At 64.2% G+C, this 18751-nt stretch carries 17 protein-coding genes; 2 read left to right on the top strand and 15 right to left on the bottom strand.

Annotated elements, in window-relative coordinates; genetic code table 11:
* Positions 1–72: 72 nt before the first annotated feature.
* The 15 genes from tuf to RFA01S_RS19440 form a co-directional block, all read right to left on the bottom strand.
* Positions 73–1263: an elongation factor Tu gene (gene tuf, locus RFA01S_RS19510; protein ID WP_032365471.1), complete on the bottom strand. Its 1191-nt coding sequence runs from the start codon at positions 1261–1263 to the stop codon at positions 73–75.
* Positions 1264–1365: 102 nt separating this feature from the next.
* The gene (gene fusA / locus RFA01S_RS19505; protein WP_032407315.1) at positions 1366–3468 is read right to left on the bottom strand and encodes an elongation factor G; all 2103 of its coding nucleotides are present in this window, start codon (positions 3466–3468) and stop codon (positions 1366–1368) included.
* Positions 3469–3563: 95 nt separating this feature from the next.
* On the bottom strand, positions 3564–4034 hold the full coding sequence (gene rpsG, locus RFA01S_RS19500) for a 30S ribosomal protein S7 (RefSeq protein ID WP_003941856.1): 471 nt from the start codon (positions 4032–4034) through the stop codon (positions 3564–3566).
* 1 nt (position 4035) lies between these two features.
* Positions 4036–4410, bottom strand: coding sequence for a 30S ribosomal protein S12 (gene rpsL / locus RFA01S_RS19495; protein WP_027498160.1), 375 nt, complete (start codon positions 4408–4410; stop codon positions 4036–4038).
* Between the two features lie 276 nt (positions 4411–4686).
* Positions 4687–5229, bottom strand: a complete 543-nt coding sequence (locus RFA01S_RS19490) for a DUF3558 domain-containing protein (RefSeq protein WP_032407316.1) — start codon at positions 5227–5229, stop codon at positions 4687–4689.
* Positions 5226–5744, bottom strand: coding sequence for a DUF3558 domain-containing protein (locus RFA01S_RS19485; RefSeq protein WP_027498162.1), 519 nt, complete (start codon positions 5742–5744; stop codon positions 5226–5228). The genes RFA01S_RS19490 and RFA01S_RS19485 overlap by 4 nt, the downstream gene beginning before the upstream one ends.
* A 72-nt stretch (positions 5745–5816) precedes the next feature.
* Positions 5817–7232: a guanine deaminase gene (locus RFA01S_RS19480; protein WP_032407317.1), complete on the bottom strand. Its 1416-nt coding sequence runs from the start codon at positions 7230–7232 to the stop codon at positions 5817–5819.
* Between the two features lie 46 nt (positions 7233–7278).
* Positions 7279–7902, bottom strand: a complete 624-nt coding sequence (locus RFA01S_RS19475; protein ID WP_032375521.1) for a TetR/AcrR family transcriptional regulator — start codon at positions 7900–7902, stop codon at positions 7279–7281.
* Between the two features lie 25 nt (positions 7903–7927).
* Positions 7928–8680 (bottom strand): enoyl-CoA hydratase family protein, encoded by a 753-nt coding sequence (locus RFA01S_RS19470; RefSeq protein ID WP_032375412.1) that lies wholly within the window; start codon positions 8678–8680, stop codon positions 7928–7930.
* Entirely contained in the window at positions 8680–9870 is a 1191-nt protein-coding gene (locus tag RFA01S_RS19465; protein WP_032407318.1) for an acyl-CoA dehydrogenase family protein, read from the bottom strand. The genes RFA01S_RS19470 and RFA01S_RS19465 overlap by 1 nt, the downstream gene beginning before the upstream one ends.
* The gene (locus RFA01S_RS19460; RefSeq protein ID WP_027498167.1) at positions 9867–11843 is read right to left on the bottom strand and encodes an acetyl/propionyl/methylcrotonyl-CoA carboxylase subunit alpha; all 1977 of its coding nucleotides are present in this window, start codon (positions 11841–11843) and stop codon (positions 9867–9869) included. The genes RFA01S_RS19465 and RFA01S_RS19460 overlap by 4 nt, the downstream gene beginning before the upstream one ends.
* Positions 11844–11850: 7 nt before the next feature.
* Positions 11851–13449: an acyl-CoA carboxylase subunit beta gene (locus tag RFA01S_RS19455; protein WP_027498168.1), complete on the bottom strand. Its 1599-nt coding sequence runs from the start codon at positions 13447–13449 to the stop codon at positions 11851–11853.
* A complete protein-coding gene (locus tag RFA01S_RS19450; RefSeq protein WP_032407319.1) occupies positions 13446–14594 on the bottom strand; it encodes an acyl-CoA dehydrogenase family protein in 1149 nt (382 codons plus the stop codon). The genes RFA01S_RS19455 and RFA01S_RS19450 overlap by 4 nt, the downstream gene beginning before the upstream one ends.
* Positions 14591–16318, bottom strand: a complete 1728-nt coding sequence (locus tag RFA01S_RS19445) for an acyclic terpene utilization AtuA family protein (protein WP_032407320.1) — start codon at positions 16316–16318, stop codon at positions 14591–14593. Before RFA01S_RS19445 ends, RFA01S_RS19450 begins: the two co-directional genes overlap by 4 nt.
* Positions 16315–17127 carry a TIGR03084 family metal-binding protein gene (locus tag RFA01S_RS19440; RefSeq protein WP_032407321.1) on the bottom strand — a complete coding sequence of 271 codons (813 nt, stop codon included), beginning with the start codon at positions 17125–17127 and terminating at the stop codon, positions 16315–16317. The genes RFA01S_RS19445 and RFA01S_RS19440 overlap by 4 nt, the downstream gene beginning before the upstream one ends.
* Before the next feature lie 94 nt (positions 17128–17221).
* On the opposite strand from RFA01S_RS19440, the gene RFA01S_RS19435 reads away from it, so the two are divergent.
* Positions 17222–18295, top strand: a complete 1074-nt coding sequence (locus RFA01S_RS19435; protein WP_032407322.1) for an endonuclease/exonuclease/phosphatase family protein — start codon at positions 17222–17224, stop codon at positions 18293–18295.
* Between the two features lie 7 nt (positions 18296–18302).
* Complete coding sequence (locus RFA01S_RS19430) at positions 18303–18701, top strand: ASCH domain-containing protein (RefSeq protein ID WP_032386257.1); 399 nt, start codon at positions 18303–18305, stop codon at positions 18699–18701.
* Positions 18702–18751: the final 50 nt, after the last annotated feature.

Raw genomic sequence — 18751 nt, 5'->3', positions numbered from 1 at the left:
GTCGCGTGCACACGCAAAAGCGGCACCCACCAGAAGGTGGGTGCCGCTTTCGTAGAGCTGGGTGAAGCTAGATCACTTGATGATCTTCGTGACGCGACCGGCTCCGACGGTACGACCGCCCTCACGGATTGCGAAACGCAGGCCGACGTCCATGGCGACCGGCTGGATCAGCGTGACGGACATCTCGGTGTTGTCACCGGGCATGACCATCTCGGTGCCCTCGGGAAGGGTCACAACGCCCGTAACGTCCGTGGTACGGAAGTAGAACTGCGGGCGGTAGTTGTTGAAGAACGGCGTGTGGCGGCCGCCCTCGTCCTTCGAGAGGATGTAGGCGTTGCCCTCGAACTCCGTGTGGGGAGTCGTGGTGCCGGGCTTGATGATGACCTGTCCACGCTCGACGTCTTCGCGCTTGATGCCACGAACGAGGAGGCCGACGTTGTCGCCTGCCTGGCCCGAGTCGAGCAGCTTGCGGAACATTTCGATTCCGGTGACGGTGGTCTTGGTCGAGCCGGGGCGGATGCCGACGATCTCGACCTCTTCGTTGACGTTGACCGAGCCGCGCTCGATACGTCCGGTGACCACGGTGCCACGGCCGGTGATGGTGAAGACGTCCTCGACGGGCATGAGGAACGGCTTGTCGGTCTCACGGACGGGGTCCGGAACCGAGTCGTCGACGGCCTGCATGAGCTCCAGAACCGACTCGCCCCACTTCTCGTCACCCTCGAGTGCCTTGAGTGCGGAGACCTTGATGACCGGTGCGTCCTCGTCGAACTCCTGCGAAGCGAGGAGCTCGCGGACCTCCATCTCGACGAGCTCGATGATCTCGTCGTCGTCGACCATGTCGGCCTTGTTCAGTGCGACCAGGATGTACGGCACGCCGACCTGGCGGGCCAGGAGCACGTGCTCGCGGGTCTGCGGCATCGGGCCATCGGTAGCTGCCACGACCAGGATTGCGCCGTCCATCTGTGCCGCGCCGGTGATCATGTTCTTGATGTAGTCGGCGTGACCCGGTGCATCGACGTGCGCGTAGTGGCGCTTGTCGGTCTGGTACTCGACGTGGGAGATGTTGATCGTGATACCACGAGCCTTCTCCTCCGGAGCCTTGTCGATCTGATCGAAAGCCGAGGCCTCGTTCAGGTCCGGGAACTTGTCGTGCAGAACCTTGGTGATTGCAGCCGTCAGCGTCGTCTTACCGTGGTCAACGTGACCGATGGTGCCGATGTTGACGTGCGGCTTCGTCCGATCGAACTTCGCCTTCGCCACTGTGTGTCCTCCTGGACTGATCTGTGCGGGCCCCGACGGGGCACGCACGCGTATGTGTTGTTACTTATTACAGGTCGAGCGTGGTCCAGCAAACGAAGAGAATTACTCTCCGTTGACCTTCGCGATGATTTCCTTCGCTACGTTCGCGGGAACTTCTGCGTACGAATCGAAGACCATGGAGTAGTTAGCGCGGCCCTGCGTCTTCGACCGAAGGTCTCCGATGTAGCCGAACATCTCCGACAGCGGAACCAGTGCCTTGACGATACGGGCACCGCTGCGTTCCTCCATGGCCTGGATCTGACCACGGCGGGAGTTCAGGTCGCCGATGACCTCACCCATGTAATCCTCGGGCGTGATGACCTCGACGGCCATGACGGGTTCGAGGATGACGGGGCTGGCCTTGCGGGCGGCTTCCTTGAACGCTTGTGAGCCGGCGACCTTGAAGGCCATTTCCGACGAGTCGACGTCGTGGTACGCACCGTCGAGCAGTGTGACCTTGACGTTGACCAGGGGGTATCCGGCGAGAACACCGTACTGCATGGCGTCCTGTGCACCGGCGTCGACCGAGGGGATGTACTCCCTGGGCACACGACCACCGCTGACCTTGTTCTCGAACTCGTACGTCGCGCCGTCTTCGCCCTCGAAAGGCTCGAGCTTGATGATGACCTTCGCGAACTGGCCGGAGCCACCGGTCTGCTTCTTGTGCGTGTAGTCGTGCTTCTCGACCGTCTTGCGGATGGTCTCGCGGTACGCAACCTGCGGCTTGCCGACGTTGGCCTCGACCTTGAACTCGCGACGCATACGGTCGACGAGGATGTCGAGGTGGAGCTCGCCCATGCCGCCGATGACGGTCTGGCCGGTGTCTTCGTCCAGCTTCACCGAGAACGTGGGGTCCTCTTCGGCGAGCTTCTGGATCGCTGTTCCCAGCTTCTCCTGGTCGGACTTGGTCTTGGGCTCGATCGAGACCTGGATGACCGGGTCCGGGAAGCTCATGGACTCGAGGATGATCTGGTTCTGCGGATCGCAGAGCGTGTCACCCGTCGTGGTGTCCTTGAGGCCGATGACGGCGTAGATGTGACCGGCAGACGCGGTCGCGATCGCGTTCTCCTTGTTGGAGTGCATCTGGAACAGCTTGCCCAGACGCTCCTTCTTCCCCTTGGTCGAGTTGATGACCTGAGCGCCGGAGTCGACCTTGCCCGAGTACACCCGGACGTAGGTCAGCTTGCCGAAGAAGGGGTGCGTCGCGATCTTGAACGCGAGAGCCGCGAACGGCTCGTCTGCGGACGGCTTGCGAGTGATCTCCTTCTCCTCGTCGCCGACGGCGTGTCCGATGGTCTCGGCAACGTCGAGGGGAGACGGGAGGTAGTCGATGACCGCGTCGAGCATGGGCTGAACGCCCTTGTTCTTGAACGCGGATCCACACAGGATCGGGTACAGCTCGCTGTTGACCGTCATCTTGCGGATGGCGCCCTTGATCTCGTCGATCGTGAGCTCTTCGCCGCCGAAGTGCTTCTCCAGAAGCGCTTCGTCGGACTCGGCCACGGTCTCGAGCAGCATCGTGCGGTACTCGTCTGCGCGCTCCTTGAGGTTTTCCGGGATCTCCTGGATCTCGTACTTCTCGCCGAGCTTGGTCTCGCCACTCCACACGAGAGCCTTCATCTGCACGAGGTCGATGACGCCCTCGAACTCGTTCTCTGCACCGATGGGCAGCTGGATGACCAGCGGCTTGGCACCGAGACGATCGATGATGGTCTGCACGGTGTAGTAGAAGTCCGCGCCGAGCTTGTCCATCTTGTTGACGAAGCAGATACGCGGCACGTCGTACTTGTCGGCCTGACGCCACACCTGCTCGGACTGCGGCTCGACACCTTCTTTGCCGTCGAACACTGCGACAGCGCCGTCGAGGACGCGGAGCGAGCGCTCTACCTCGACGGTGAAGTCGACGTGACCGGGGGTGTCGATGATGTTGATCTGGTTGTCGTTCCAGAAGCACGTCGTGGCAGCAGAGGTGATCGTGATGCCACGCTCCTGCTCCTGCTCCATCCAGTCCATGGTGGCTGCGCCATCGTGAACTTCACCGATCTTGTAGGAGATACCGGTGTAGAAGAGGATGCGTTCGGTAGTGGTGGTCTTGCCGGCATCGATGTGGGCCATGATGCCGATGTTGCGGACCTTGTTGAGGTCGGTCAGCACGTCCTGTGCCACGAGTTAACCCGCCTTGGTGTTGGAAGAGGTATTGCCTGAGCTGATCAACGCTCCGGCGGCATCGGAAAGTTCCGAATACCGCCCGAGCGAGGAGATCACCAGCGGTAGTGGGCGAACGCCTTGTTGGCTTCGGCCATCTTGTGAGTGTCTTCGCGGCGCTTCACAGCGGCACCGAGGCCGTTGCTGGCGTCGAGCAACTCGTTCGCCAGACGCTCGACCATGGTCTTCTCACGACGAGCGCGCGAGAACGTGACCAGCCAGCGCAGTGCCAGCGTGGTGGAGCGGCCGGGACGAACCTCGACGGGCACCTGGTAGGTGGCACCGCCGACGCGTCGGCTGCGAACCTCGAGGGCCGGCTTGACGTTGTCGAGTGCACGCTTGAGCGTGACGACGGGGTCGGTGCCGGTCTTCTCGCGAGCCTGCTCGAGCGCCTGGTAGACGATGCGCTCTGCGGTCGACTTCTTGCCGTCGAGAAGGATCTTGTTGACGAGCTGCGTGACCAACGGCGATCCGTAGACCGGGTCGTTGATCAGCGGCCGCTTGGGTGCTGGGCCCTTGCGTGGCATATCAGCTCTTCTCCTTCTTGGCTCCGTAGCGGCTGCGAGCCTGCTTGCGGTTCTTGACACCCTGGGTGTCGAGCGAGCCGCGGATGATCTTGTAACGCACACCCGGGAGGTCCTTCACACGACCGCCGCGAACGAGCACCATCGAGTGCTCCTGCAGGTTGTGGCCCTCACCGGGGATGTACGCGGTGACCTCTACCGAGGTGGTCAGGCGAACGCGCGCGACCTTACGGAGAGCGGAGTTCGGCTTCTTGGGGGTGGTGGTGTACACGCGAGTGCACACACCACGGCGCTGGGGACTGCCCTTGAGGGCAGCGGTCTTCAGTTTCGCGACCTTGTCGGTGCGACCCTTACGGACCAGCTGGTTGATCGTTGGCATAAACCGGCTTTCTTCGTGTCGATAAACAGGGATCTAGCAGTTGGAGCAAGAGAACACTGCTCCTCACCCATGACGTCTCCGCGGGTCTCTTGCACCCCGCGGTCGGGTGTGTCGCATACCCCCACACGTCCAGCCGGTTGCGCGCTCTCGAGACGAACGTGCGCACGGCTGTACCTCGCATAGGCACACAAACGGTCCGGCCAGGCCGGACACGACCCATAACGATACCCGGCGGCGCGGCCTCGGGTCAAAACACCCTTCGCTCTGATACGCAACCTATCTGCTCAGGTTGAGTGTGAGGTCTGCCAGCTTCGCTGCGGCCTGGCAGGGATCGGGGTGTGCGACGCCCGGACGGTACTGCACCCACCACCCGAAGATGCCTGCCCGGTCCGCTCCGGCCGACACTCCGCACGAGTCCGGGTCGTTCGGGCGTTGAGCCTGTATTGCCTTGCGGCCCTGCACCGTTGTGTCGCTGACGGTGTACGCCATCTTCTCGTCGGCTGCCCGCTCGGCGGCCAGGGTGCCGGACTCGAACCAGTTGAACGTCACCTTCACGATGCCCGCGGAACCGATGAGATCCCATCGGCAGATCGCTCCGAAGAAGCCGCGAGCGATGTCGTCGGCTCCGGCGGCCTCTGCGATCTGGTCGTCGGAGACGGCATCGCACTCGGTCAACAACTTGGTGAATTCTTGGTTGCCCGATCCGGCGAAGCTCGCCGGCCGCGGCGTGCCCTCGACCGACTGAGAGCAACCGGCCGCGAGCAGCAGGGTCGCTGCGGCGGCGAAAACCCGTCTCGAAGTACTTGCTCGAGATCTCATTGCTTACGCTCCACGGTCAGCTTCGCCAGTTCGTTCCCGACGTCGCACGGCGGGCGCGCCGGGATCTGTTCGGAATAGGTGACCGACCAATGGAAGAAGTCGTCTCCGAATTGCACACCGATCTCGCACAACGGGCCCTGTTCGGCTTCGAATCCGGGGTTGCCGTCGATGGCGATGTCCTTGGCCGGACGGCCGATCAGTTCGGAACCGGCGCGTTCGCGGCCGATCGGACTGCCGCGGTACCAGGAGAAGCTGACACTCGGTCCGCTGATGGCCACGGTTTCCCACTGACAGCCGACGGAGTTGCGGGTGACTTGGGCAAACGGTCCGGCACCGAACGCAGCCTGCACCTCGGCGTCGCTGATCGATCCGCATTCGCCGAAGAACGGGCCGGGCTCGTACGCGGCCTTGCTCGTCGACGGCTCGGGCGCGGTATCGGCGGCGTCGGTATCCGAGCCACCGCAACCTGCGATCAGCGCGGCGACCGCGGTGATCACCAGTGTCACTCGCTTCATGCCGTCCTTCGCGTGCTGGTCCGATGCTGCAGTTCGCGTCGCACCGAACCTACCAACCGAACAGGGCAGCGGTCATGTGCCGTGCACAGCGCGTCCCTGGACGTACACACCCACGATGGCCGGCTCTCGCATGGCCATCAGCAGGGCGAACAGGGTCTGGTCGCGGGCCAGCTCGGGGTCCTCGGCCCGCACGCCGTGGTCGACGGCCGCAGCCAGCTGCGGCCACGCGTCGGGATCGACGACGACGAAGTCCGCCTCTTTCCCCACGTCGAAGTTGCCGATGCGCTCCTCCATGTCGAGAGCACGTGCCCCGGCGAGCGTTCCGGTGAACAACAGTTCGGCCGGATGCAACGACAGGCCTGCGTCCCCCGGTTCGGAGATGTGCACCTTGAACGCGTCGGCGAGTACCTGCGGCAGTAGCCACTCGTCACCGCCACCGAAATCGGACCCGATGGCGATGGTGACCCCGGCGGCGACGGTTCTCTTCCATGGCATCGTGCCGGAGCCCAGGAACTGCTGCGAGGTGGGACAGTGCGCGATGGACGTACCCGTCTCGGCCAACCTCGTCAGTTCCGCGTCGTCGCAGTGCACCGCGTGCGCAAGGATCGACCGTCGACCGAGCAGGCTCTTGCCCCCTACTTGCGAGCCCGGCAGGAACTTGCCGTCGTAGGTGTCCAGGTAACTCTCGACCTGGTACGCACCCTTCGTGGCGTCGATCTCGCCGGTGCCCGGTCGGTTGTTCTCGTTGAGGTGCGTGTGGAAGTAGACGCCTCTGCCGCGTACGGAGTCGTAGAGCTCGCCGAGGTTCCTCAGCGTGTCCGTCGTCACCGACAGAGAAAAACGCGGTACGACGGCAACGTGCAGCATCGCCGTGTCGACGTCGCCGGTATCGGCGGCGTGCCACTTCTCTATCTCCTCGGACACCAGGCGGATCGCCTCGTCCTCACCGGTGATCAGCGCGTGCGCCGACGCGGGGCCGGTGGTCTGGATCCCGCGGCCACTGACGATGCGCAGTCCGTGCTCGAGCGTCTCGGAGAACAAAGAATCCTGTGCGTGCGGGAATGCCGACCCGAACACCATGGCCTGCGTCGTCCCAGCGCGAATGCGTGCTGCGCAGAAGTCGCGCGCGGCCGCCGCCGCGAATTCCGGATCGGCGAATCGTGCTTCGGACGGAAAGATGCACGTGTTCAGCCATTCGAGCAATTGCCCGCCGCCGTAGGAATCGCCGGCATAGGTCTGTGGGAAGTGGATGTGCGTGTCGACGAATCCCGGCAGTAGGAAGCCGGGCCGATGATCGAACACATCCGAATGGGCGTAGTGCGTTGGTAGAGAATCGAACTCGCCGCAGTACTCGATCCTGCCGTCGCCGCCGACCACGAGGGCACCGTCGGGAATGGACACCAACGCGGTTGCGGCCTCGAGCACCGTGGGCGAGCCGGCGATGTGAAAGATATGGCCACGGTGGACGCGTGCGGAATCGGAAGTCACGAGCCGACTCAAGCACAGGTCGATCGGAACTGCAGATCGTGCGCTTCTAGTGCGCTACCGCTCCTACGGCGGACAGCCGCGCGTTCAGCGAGGCATCGAGCACATCGGCCCAGGCTCGCACGATTTCGACGCGGCGACGCGCGTCGTCGGTCAGGACGTCTGCGAGACCGAGCCCACGCGCCAGGTCGAGCGTCGCCTGAACGAGACGGTGGGTGACGGGATCGTTGTCGTCGACTCCGAGGTTCTCGACGGCCATCGAGTGCGCTCGACGACCGAATCGCTCTTCGAGTGGAACGATCCGGTCGCGCAGCTCCGGGTCGGCCGACGCGGCTGTCCAGACCTGCAGCGCCGCCTTGAACATCGGACCCGTGTAGTACTCGACGAGCCTCTCCACCACCAGTTTCGTTCGGCCGGGGCCGGGCGGAATCTCTTGCGCCTCGCGGCGCGCGTGGTCCATCCGGGTGTCGAACATGTACTCGAGTGCCCCGGTGATGAGGTCCTCACGCGTCGGGAAATGGTGTTGGGTGGCACCGCGAGAGACGCCGGCGCGCTCGGCGACGACCCCGACCGTCGTTGCGCTCCAGCCCTGCTCGGCGAGCGAGTCGATCGTCGCCTCGAGCAGTCGCTGACGCGTCACCCTGCTGCGATCCTGCTTGGGTTCGCGCGCCATCACCATCTCCCTGCTCCTTCTCGACCTACTTTTCGGCAGCCCAGGACGGCGGCCTTTTCTCCAGAAAGGACATCATCCCCTCTCGGGCTTCCTCCGATGCAAACAACCTGGCCGATTGCTCGGCGACGGCCGTTCCGCGCTCGTCGATCTCGCGTCGGATCGCGGCGGTGGTGAGCTGTTTGGACTCGGCCAAGCCCTGCGGCGAGCACTTCCTGAACATGATCATGTAGTCGGCCACCGCGGCCGCGGGAACGGCGTCGGCCACGGTGACCAGACCGATCTCCTGGGCCGTGGCACCGTCGAATGTTTCCCCGGTGAGGAAGTATCGACTCGCCGCCCGGGACGACAGTCGCGGCAACACGGCGACGGAGATGACCGACGCCGCCAGTCCGAGGCGAACCTCGGTCAGCGCGAACGAGCTTTCCGGTCCGGCAATGGCGACGTCGCACGCCGCCACGAGCCCCATCCCGCCTGCCCGCACATGTCCATCGATCTGTACGACGACGGGTTTCGGGGTGTCGATGATCAGCCGCATCAGATCCAGCATCTGCCGAGTCCGAAGCTCGGGCGACGCCCCGGCCTCTCTGAGGTCGGCACCGGCGCAGAACGTCGTACCGGTGTGACCGAGCACGATCGTTCTGATGTCGTCGTCGTGCGCCGCAGCGATGAGGCCCGCTGTCAGCTCCTCGACCAACACCGACGACAGCGCGTTTCGGTTCTGCGGCGAATCCAACGTCAAATACGCTGTGTCTTTGCCCGACTCGACGAGAACGGCCATCAGTAGCTTCTCGGCAGGCCGAGCGAGTGCTGGCTCACGAAGTTCAGGATCATTTCCCGGCTCACGGGAGCGACGCGGGCGATGCGGGCGGCTCCGAGCATCGCAGCCAATCCGTATTCACTGCTCAACCCGGCACCACCGTGGGTTTGGATCGCCTGATCGAGTGCCTTGATACTGGCCTCGGCAGCAGCATATTTGGCCATGTTCGCGGCCTCGGCGGCACCGAAATCGTCGCCGGAGTCGTACAGCACCGCGGCCTTCTGCATCATCAATTTCGCCAACTCCAGCTCGATCTTGCACTGCGCCAACGGGTGCGCCAAGCCCTGGTGAGCGCCGATCGGCGTCTTCCAGACCGTCCGCTCGTTGGCGTATTTGACCGCCGCGTCCAGAGCGTAGCGACCCATACCGACAGCCATCGCAGCACCGAGAATGCGCTCGGGGTTCAGTCCGGCGAACAACTGCATCAGGGCAGCGTCGGCCTCACCGACGAGTGCCTCGGCGGGCAACCGGACGTCGTCGAGGAACAGCACGAACTGGTGATCGGGCTCGACGATGTCCATCTGCATCTGCGTCTTCTGCAGTCCCGGAGCGTCGGTGGGCACGATGAACAGGGCAGGCTTGAGCTTGCCGGTCTTGCTGTCTTCCGTTCTGGCAACGATCAATACGGCGTCGGCCTGATCCACGCCCGAGATATAGATCTTGTTGCCCTTCAAGATCCACCCTGCTTCATCCCCCGTCGCTCCGCTCGCCCCGTCCCTGTCGCGACGCGCCGTGGTGGTGATCTGGTGCGAGTTGGATCCGGCATCGGGCTCGGTGATGCCGAAGACCATGATCTTGGAACCGTCGGCGAGGGCGGTGAGCCACTCCTGCTTCTGATCCGGCGTGCCGTACTTGCCGATGATGGTGCCGCAGATGGCCGGGCTGACGACGACGAGCAGTAGACCGGCACCGTGCGCAGCCAACTCCTCCTGCACGAGCGCGAGTTCGTAGATGCCTGCGCCGCCGCCGCCGTATTCCTCGGGCAGATTGACCCCGAGGAAGCCGAGCTTGCCCGCCTCGTTCCACAGTTCGGTCAGTGGCTCGCCTTTGCGCGCCTTGGGCAGCACGTAGTCGATGTAGTTGTAGCGCTTGCCCAGTGACGAGACTGCGTTGCGCAGACCCTTCTGCTCTTCGGTTTCGATGAAACTCATGGTTGCTCCACTCCGTTATCGGTGACTACTGGCGTGTCGGTGACTACTGCCAAGACCTGTCCTACCTCGACTTGCTGACCCTGCTGCACGTTCAGTTCGGTGAGCACACCATCGGCGGGTGCAGTCACGGTGTGCTCCATCTTCATCGCCTCCAGCCACAGAATGGGCTGGCCCGCGGTGACGGTATCTCCCTGCGCAGCAGCAATTCTGATGACGCTGCCCGGCATCGGCGCAAGCAGTGATCCGGCCGCCACCTCGTCGGTGGGGTCGGTGAACCTCGGTGCCCGAGCCAATCGAACGGGGCCCAGGGAAGAATCCACGAACACGTCGGACCCGTAGGTGCTCACTGCGAAGATACGACGAATCCCGTTGTCGTCCAACGTCACCGAGGTCGGTGTGTGCTCCACCAGTTCGACACCCTCCACCGAGGAGGTGAGTCCGCTGCGTCCGATCGAGTATTCGACGGTGATGTCGTTGTACGTCTTGCGCTGCGGTTGCGACCGGAGATTGCGCCAGCCGCCGGGTAGACCCCGGTTCACCCGAGCTCGCGAGACGTTGCTCGCCGCGTCGGCCAAGGCAGCCGCGAGCGCCGACAGTTCCTCGGCCCGGCCCTGCGCAAACGGCTGAGCCAGGACATCGAGGCCGTGCGTGTCGAAGAAGGCTGTATCGGTGTCGCCCGCCAGGAACGCCGGATGGCGCAGAATGTTGACCAGCAGATCGCGATTGGTCTTCAGGCCGTGAATGGTGGCGTTCTGCAGTGCTTTCGCCAACAGAGTCGCCGCTCGGTCCCGCGTCGGGGCGAAGGAGATCACCTTGGCGAGCATGGGGTCGTACTGCGTTCCCACCACACTGCCCGTCTCGACGCCGGAATCGACTCTGATGTATCCAGCTTTGTCCGACACCTCGAACTGCGCACCAGGGATTTCGAATCGGTGCACGGCACCGCTCTGCGGCTGCCAGTCCTGAGCCGGATCCTCGGCGTACAGCCGAACCTCGATCGAGTGTCCCCGTGTCGTGGGCTGTTCGGCCGGTAGCCGCTCCCCCGCCGCAACCTGGATCTGCAGCGCAACGAGATCCAGACCCGTCGTGCATTCGGTGACCGGATGCTCCACCTGCAGGCGGGTGTTCATCTCGAGGAAGAAGAAATTTCCCTTTTCGTCGGCGAGGAATTCGACGGTCCCTGCACCCTCGTAGCCGATGGCCTCGGATGCCAGTGTGGCTGCTTCGAAAAGCTTCTCGCGCATGCCGTCGATGCGTTCGACGAGCGGCGACGGAGCTTCCTCGACGACCTTCTGGTGCCTGCGTTGGATCGAGCATTCACGCTCGCCCACCGTCCACACCGTGCCGAATCGATCGGCCATGACCTGAACTTCGATGTGCCGCCCGGTTTCGATGTACCGCTCGATGAACACCGTTCCATCGCCGAAGGCCGAGAGGGCTTCTCGTCCGGCTGCCTCGAGCTCCGACTGCAGTGCATCGAGACTGCGGACGATGCGCATCCCCCGACCGCCGCCGCCCGCGGAGGCCTTGATCAGTACCGGTAGCTCGTTCTCGGTGACCGACTCGGGATCGAGTCGAGTCAACACCGGCACTCCGGCGTCGGCCATCATCTTCTTGGACTCGACCTTCGAGCCCATCGATTCGATGGCCTTGACGGGCGGTCCGATCCAGGTCAACCCGGCGTCGAGAACTTGCCGGGCGAATTCGGCGTTCTCGGAGAGGAATCCGTATCCCGGATGGACCGCGTCGGCTCCGGCCTGCACCGCGGCGGCGATGATCAATTCTCCGCGCAAGTAGGTCTCGGACGGGCTCTGCCCAGGCAGACGCACAGCGGAGTCCGCCTCACGCACATGGGGAGATGCCGCGTCGGCGTCGGAGAAGACCGCGACGGTATCGATGCCCTCCGCGCGGCAGGTGGTGAAGACGCGTCGGGCGATTTCGCCGCGATTGGCCACGAGGACTTTGTTCAGCATGCGGGCATCACATCCGGAAGACACCGAAGTTCGCGGTGCCTTCGATCGGGGCAGAGGCGATGGCCGACAGGCACATTCCCACTACCGTGCGGGTGTCACGGGGATCGATGACGCCGTCGTCGTAGAGGCGTCCGGACAGGAACATCGGCAACGATTCGGCTTCGATCTGATTCTCGATCATCGCGCGCAGTCCGGCATCGGCCTCCGCGTCGAACGCTTGACCGCGAGCTTCTGCGGCGGCGCGTCCGACGATGGAGATGACGCCGGCCAGCTGTGCGCCACCCATGACGGCGGATTTGCTGGACGGCCAGGCGAAGAGGAAGCGAGGATCGAAGGCGCGGCCGCACATGCCGTAATGGCCGGCTCCGTAGGACGCCCCGAGCAGGATCGAGATGTGCGGCACCTTCGAGTTGGAGACGGCGTTGATCATCATCGATCCGTGCTTGATCATGCCGCCTTCCTCGTATTCCTTGCCGACCATGTAGCCGGTGGTGTTGTGCAGGAACAGCAGTGGCGTGTTCGACCGGTTGGCGAGCTGAATGAACTGCGTCGCCTTCTGCGATTCCTCGCTGAACAGCACGCCGCGTGCGTTGGCGAGGATGCCGATCGGGTAGCCGTGCAACTCTGCCCAACCGGTGACGAGCGAGCCGCCGTACATCGGCTTGAACTCGTCGAAGTCGGAACCGTCGACGATGCGGGCGATGACCTCGCGGGGATCGAATGGGATCTTCAGATCGGTGGGGACGATGCCGAGCAGATCCTCGGGATCGGCGAGTGGCTCGATGACCTCGGTGCGTGGCTCGGGCCCCTTCTTCTTCCAGTTCAACCGGGAGACGATGCTGCGTCCGATGCGGATGGCGTCCTGCTCGTCGACGGCGAAGTAGTCTGCGAGACCGGACTTCCGGGCGTGCATCTCGGCTCCACCGAGCGACTCGTCGTCCGAATCCTCACCGGTGGCCATCTTCACCAGGGGCGGCCCGGCCAGGAACACCTTGGATCGTTCCTTGATCATGACGACGTGATCGGACATGCCGGGCACGTAGGCACCGCCCGCAGTCGAGTTGCCGAACACCAGGGCGATGGTCGGAATTCCGGCTGCCGAGAGCTGCGTCAGATCGCGGAACATGCGCCCGCCGGGGATGAACACCTCTTTCTGCGTGGGCAGGTCGGCACCGCCCGACTCGACGAGAGAGATCACCGGCAGTCGGTTCTGGGTGGCGATGTCGTTGCCGCGGAACCCCTTCTTCAGGGTCCACGGGTTGCTGGATCCGCCGCGGACCGTGGGATCGTTGGCCACGATGAGACATTCGACCCCGCACACGACACCGATTCCCATGACGGTGCTGGCACCGACGGGAAAGTCGCTGCCCCACGCCGCAAGTGGGCACAGTTCGAGAAACGCGGAATCCTCGTCGATCAACAATTCGATACGCTCACGGGCGAGCAGCTTGCCACGCTTCTTGTGGCGATCGACGTACTTCTGACCGCCACCGAGCAGCGCCTTGTCGTGTTCGGCGTCGATCTCGGCCAGTTTGGTGTGCATGGCCTCGGTGGCACCGGTGTACTGCTCCGATGCGGTGTCGAGAGTGGACTTCAGCACGCTCATGCCTGATACCCCAATCGTTTTGCGGCAAGGCCGGTGAGAATTTCGGTGGTTCCGCCGCCGATACCGAGGATGCGCATGTCGCGGTATTGCCGTTCGACCTCGCTCTCGCGCATGTACCCGAGTCCGCCGAAGAGTTGGACGGCTTGATTGGCCACCCACTCCCCGGATTCGACGGCGGTGTTCTTGGCGAAGCAGACCTCGGCGATGAAGTCACCGTCCTCCTGCAAGGACCGCTCGACGAGGGAGCGGGTGTACACGCGAGCGATGTCGATCTTGCGCGCCATCTCGGTGACGGTGTTCTGTACGGATTGCCGTGCGATGAGCGGCTTTCCGAAGGTCTCGCGATCACGGACCCACCGCAGCGTCAGATCGAGGCACCGCTGCGCGCTGGCGTAGGCCTGAGCGGCGAGAGCGATACGCTCGGTGAGAAATGCCTGCGCGATCTGGACGAAGCCACTGTTCTCGGCACCGACCAGGTTGGCCACCGGAACCCGTGCGTCGACGAAGGAAAGTTCGGCAGTATCGGAGGCGCGCCACCCCATCTTGTCGAGCTTGCTGGTGACCTCGAATCCCGGTGTGCCCCTCTCGACGACGAGGAGCGACACTCCGGCTGCCCCCTCGCCTCCCGTCCGGACCGCGGTGACGACGAAGTCCGCACGGCACCCCGAGGTGATGTAGGTCTTCGACCCGTTGACGACGTAATGGTCGCCGTCTCTGACCGCCTTGGTCCGCAGATGACCCACGTCGGAGCCGCCGCCCGGCTCGGTGATCGCGAGCGAGCCGATCTTCTCCCCCGCCAGCGTCGGCCGTACCCACTTGTCGATCTGCTCAGAATCTCTCGCGGCAACCAAGTGCGGCAACGCAATTCCACAGGTGAACAGAGAAGCGAACAGTCCGCCCGACGCGCCGGCCTGGTGCATCTCCTCGCAGATCAGCACCGCGTCCGCGAGATCACCGCCGTCGCCGCCGACGTCCTCGGGAAACCCTGCGCCGAGCAAACCGAGAGCGGCCGCTTTCTTGTGCAGCTCGCGCGGGATCTCGCCCTCGGTCTCCCACCGATTCATGTGCGGCGCAATGTCCTGCTCGACGAAACTGCGAACGGTCTTGCGAAGCTGCTGACGCTCCGGCGTCGTCCAGATGCTCATATGAGTGCTGCTTTCTTGTCGGGTCGTTCCGCAGGCTCCACTCCTGTGAACACGAGTGTTTCGGGGATGTCGATGTGCCGCGACCGCAGCCACTCACCGAGTCCCTTGGCCTGTGGATCGAATCTGGCCTGCGATGCAACGCCTTGGCCGAGGATGCCGTCGATGACGAAGTTGACGGCCCGTAGATTGGGCAACACGTGGCGCGTGACCGTGAAGTGCTCGGCCTCGGGCAGCATCGTTTTCAGGGTGTCGACGGTCAATGCGTGGACGAGCCAGGCGAATTCGTCGTCGGTGCGCACCCACACTCCGACGTTGGCGCTCCCACCCTTGTCGCCGCTGCGGGCGGCGGCGATGGTGCCGAGTGGTATTCGGATGGTGTCCTCGGCGGCTCGCGGTGCCGGCAGTTGCGGTTCGACCAGCGATTCCAGGACTCGCGTCTGTGCCGAGGGTGCGATGCTGCGTTCGGTGCCGTCGGCCAGGTGGGCCGTATGCGGTACGTCGTGTGCGTCGACGAAACCTGCGGTGAACACCCCGTACGGGGCTCCGTTTCCGGGCGGTGCGGTGACCGAGAAGCCCGGGTAGCTGGCGAGCGCGAGTTCGACCGCCACAGCCGAGAACTGGCGTCCCACCGCGTCAGGATTACTGTCGCGGGCGACGCAGCGCAGCAACGCGCTTGCGGTTTCCTCGGTCTCGGCGTCGGGCTTGTCGGTACGCACCAGAGTCCAGTCCAACTCGGTCGGTCGGGCGGGCAACCACGACTCGAACTGCCGTTGCGCCAGTTCGGCTTTGGCCTCGATGTCCAGGCCGGTCAACACCATCGTGAATTCGTTGCGGAAGCCGCCGAGTGCGTTGAGCGAGACCTTGTAGGTGGGCGGCGGCGCTTCTCCGGCGACCCCGCTGATCGATACTCGGTTGCTGGACTCCTGCGCCAGGACCGCCGTGTCGATGCGCGCGGTGACGTCGGGGTTCGCGTATCGGCCCCCGGTGATCTCGTACAGCAGTTGCGCGGTGACGGTACCGACGCTGACGGCACCGCCGGTGCCCTCGTGCTTGGTGATGACGGAGGATCCGTCGGCTTCGATCTCGGCGATCGGGAACCCGGGACGGGACATGTCGGCGATCTCGGTGAAGAACGAGTAGTTGCCGCCGGTCGCTTGAGTACCGCACTCGATGACGTGGCCCGCGATGACTGCGCCGGCCAGTGCGTCGTAATCGGTTGTCGACCAGCCGAAGTGAGCGGCGGCGGGGCCGACGATGACACTGGCGTCGGTGACGCGACCGGTCACGACGACGTCGGCACCGGAGTTCAGGCATTCCACGATTCCCCACGCACCGAGGTAGGCGTTTGCCGTCAGCGGGCTGCCGAGGCCGAGTTCGCCTGCCCTGCCGAGGAGGTCGTCGCCGTCCACGTAGCCGATCTTCGCGCCGGAATCCAGCTTTTCCAACGCCTCGACCAGTCCACGCGGATTCAGTCCGCCGGCATTGGCGACGATCTTCACGCCCTTGTCGAGTGCCAGTCCGAGACAGTCCTCGGCCTGCCGCAGAAAGGTTTTGGCGTAGCCACGGGTCGCGTCCTTCATTCGGTCGCGTCCGAGGATGAGCATGGTCAGCTCGGCGAGGTAGTCACCGGTGAGGTAATCGAGGTCTCCTCCTTCGAGCATCTCCCGCATCGCGGACAGTCGATCTCCGTAGAAACCGGAGCAGTTGCCTATACGTACGGTCATGCTTTCTCGCGTCCTGCCTTGTCTCGTCCCTGTCCGGGAGGGCCTGCGAAGGCTTGGGCGATGGTGAGCCAGTGTGCGGCATCGGCCCCGTCGGCTCGAACGTCCAGATCGTCGCGGTGTGCGCGCTGAGTGACGAGAAGGCAGAAATCGAGTGCAGATCCGGTGACACGCTGTTCTGCGTCGTCGGGACCCCACGTCCACACTTCGCCCGAGGGTGCGGTGAGCTCGATTCCGAACGGTTCCGCCGGCGGAGTCTGCTCGTTGACGGCGTACGCGAAATCCCGTGTCCGCACGCCGATGTGTGCGACTCCGCGGATTCGGTCGGTCGGCACGCGGGTGACGCCCAGCGCGTCGGCGACGTCCTGTCCGTGGGCCCACGTCTCCATGAGACGGGCGGTGGCCATGGACGCGGCACTCATGGGCGGCCCGAACCACTGGATCTTGACGCCCGACGGGACCTGCTTCAGCGCGTCCGTCATGGCGTGGCGGCGGGTTCGCCAGGCGCTCAACAGTTCCGGGTTGCTCGCTTCCTCCTCGGCGGCGTCGTCGACGAACCCGGCGGGGTTCTCCCAGGCCTTTTTCAGCGTGCGGGCGAACTCCTCCTCGGCCGCGGCATCACCGGACGCTGCGGATGTGGTTCGCTCCGCGACGTGATCCGTCCACGACAGGTGCGCGATCTGATGTGCAATCGTCCAGCCCGCCGCCGGAGTAGGTGCCGCCCAGCGTTCGGGTGCCAGCTCGGCCACCAGCGCGTCGAGGTCGTCACCCTCGGCACGGAGATCGCCGACGAGTGAGTCGAGGTCTGCCATGGGACCAGCTTCACAAAGGCACGAGAAAAAAGCAAGCACGCTTGCTTGTTAATTTGTAACCTTACGTTCGCTTGCCGTCTCTACGGTCGAAAACGTGAAAACGTCGAGACTTGTGGCCGTCGCCGTTACCCTCGCCGTCATGGGTGCCGGATGCTCCGCCACGGACCCGTCTGCTGCAGACCCGACCCCCGACGAACCGTCGAGCATCCGGGTGGCGACGTTCAACGCCAGTCTCAATCGGTCCGCGGCCGGACAGTTGGTCACCGACCTGAGCGCGGAGAACGCCCAGGCTCGCGCAGTGGCCGACGTGATCTCCGCGAACTCTCCGGATGTGTTGCTGGTCAACGAGTTCGACTATTCGGGGTCCGATGGCCCGACCCTCTTCAACGAGAACTACCTCGACGGGCAGTACCCGTTCTTCTTCACTGCTCCGGTGAACACCGGCGTCGACTCGGGACTCGACCTGGACGGGGACGGCGCACTCGGTGGCCCCGGTGACGCCTGGGGATTCGGACAGTTTCCCGGCCAGTACGGCATGGTGGTGTACTCGAAGTTCCCGATCGACACCGGTTCGGTACGCACGTTCCAGAACTTTCTGTGGAAGGACATGCCGGACTCGCTGTTACCGCGCGACTATTACGGAGAGAACGCGGACGCGCTTCGACTGTCCAGCAAGTCTCATTGGGACGTGCCCGTCGACGTGAACGGGAAGACGCTGCACGTGTTGGCCTCGCATCCCACTCCCCCGTCCTTCGACGGACCCGAGGACCGTAACGGTAAGCGCAATCACGACGAGATCCGGTTGAGCGCCGATTACATTTCCGGTGCCGACTATCTCTACGACGACAACGGCGTGCGAGGCGGACTCGACGAGGGAGCGTCGTTCGTGATGATGGGCGACCAGAACAGCGATCCGGTCGACGGCGACTCCGTGGCCGGTGCCATCGCACAGGTTCTGGATCTTCCGCGGGTTCGAGATCCGGCACCCACGTCCGATGGACATGGAACGGACACAGCTGATTTCGCTGATCCGACGCCGGGTGACCTGCGCGTGGACTACGTACTACCCTCGGACGATCTGACCGTGCGCGACTCGCAGGTGTATTGGCCCGATCAGGCCGAGCACCCGTCGGACCACAGACTGGTGTGGGTAGACCTCGAAATATGATGCGTGAGTGACCGATCTGCCGATTGTCGAGTTCGCCTACCCGGGCCCACTACGGGACACGCTGGTTGCGGCCGTGCTGTCCGGAGCGAAGACCAGCACGGCAAGCCTGTTGGCTCAGTACACCGACGAGGAGCTGCCGAGGGTCGGTGAACGCGGTGCGGTGGTGAATTCGACGGGTGCCGTGGTCGGGGTCATCGAGACCACGGCCGTCGATGTCGTTGCGCTGAGCGATGTTCCGCTGCAGCATGCGCTCGACGAGGGTGAGGGTTACACCGATGTGGCGCAGTGGCGTGCCGGCCACGAACGATTCTGGCAGTCCGTCGAAGTCCGCGAGGAGCTGGGCAATCCGAATTTCACGGTGAACGACGACACTCAGGTGGTGCTGGAGCGATTCGAGCTGGCATGAAGGTCTGCCTGTGCCGCTATCACCACAGCCTGAAGACCGCGGGCCTGTGG

The organism is Rhodococcoides fascians NBRC 12155 = LMG 3623, from assembly GCF_001894785.1.
Taxonomy (GTDB): domain Bacteria; phylum Actinomycetota; class Actinomycetes; order Mycobacteriales; family Mycobacteriaceae; genus Rhodococcoides; species Rhodococcoides fascians.
The sequence above is the reverse complement of the archived record's forward strand: the minus strand, read 5'-3'. Positions and strand labels throughout refer to the sequence as shown.

Bases quoted from the DNA above. Each gene is read 5' to 3' on its own strand.
- rpsG (WP_003941856.1), bottom strand. From the start codon at position 4,034: ATGCCACGCAAGGGCCCAGCACCCAAGCGGCCGCTGATCAACGACCCG.
- rpsL (WP_027498160.1), bottom strand. From the start codon at position 4,410: ATGCCAACGATCAACCAGCTGGTCCGTAAGGGTCGCACCGACAAGGTC.
- RFA01S_RS19490 (WP_032407316.1), bottom strand. From the start codon at position 5,229: ATGAGATCTCGAGCAAGTACTTCGAGACGGGTTTTCGCCGCCGCAGCG.
- RFA01S_RS19485 (WP_027498162.1), bottom strand. From the start codon at position 5,744: ATGAAGCGAGTGACACTGGTGATCACCGCGGTCGCCGCGCTGATCGCA.
- RFA01S_RS19475 (WP_032375521.1), bottom strand. From the start codon at position 7,902: ATGGCGCGCGAACCCAAGCAGGATCGCAGCAGGGTGACGCGTCAGCGA.
- RFA01S_RS19470 (WP_032375412.1), bottom strand. From the start codon at position 8,680: ATGGCCGTTCTCGTCGAGTCGGGCAAAGACACAGCGTATTTGACGTTG.
- RFA01S_RS19465 (WP_032407318.1), bottom strand. From the start codon at position 9,870: ATGAGTTTCATCGAAACCGAAGAGCAGAAGGGTCTGCGCAACGCAGTC.
- RFA01S_RS19460 (WP_027498167.1), bottom strand. From the start codon at position 11,843: ATGCTGAACAAAGTCCTCGTGGCCAATCGCGGCGAAATCGCCCGACGC.
- RFA01S_RS19455 (WP_027498168.1), bottom strand. From the start codon at position 13,449: ATGAGCGTGCTGAAGTCCACTCTCGACACCGCATCGGAGCAGTACACC.
- RFA01S_RS19450 (WP_032407319.1), bottom strand. From the start codon at position 14,594: ATGAGCATCTGGACGACGCCGGAGCGTCAGCAGCTTCGCAAGACCGTT.
- RFA01S_RS19445 (WP_032407320.1), bottom strand. From the start codon at position 16,318: ATGACCGTACGTATAGGCAACTGCTCCGGTTTCTACGGAGATCGACTG.
- RFA01S_RS19440 (WP_032407321.1), bottom strand. From the start codon at position 17,127: ATGGCAGACCTCGACTCACTCGTCGGCGATCTCCGTGCCGAGGGTGAC.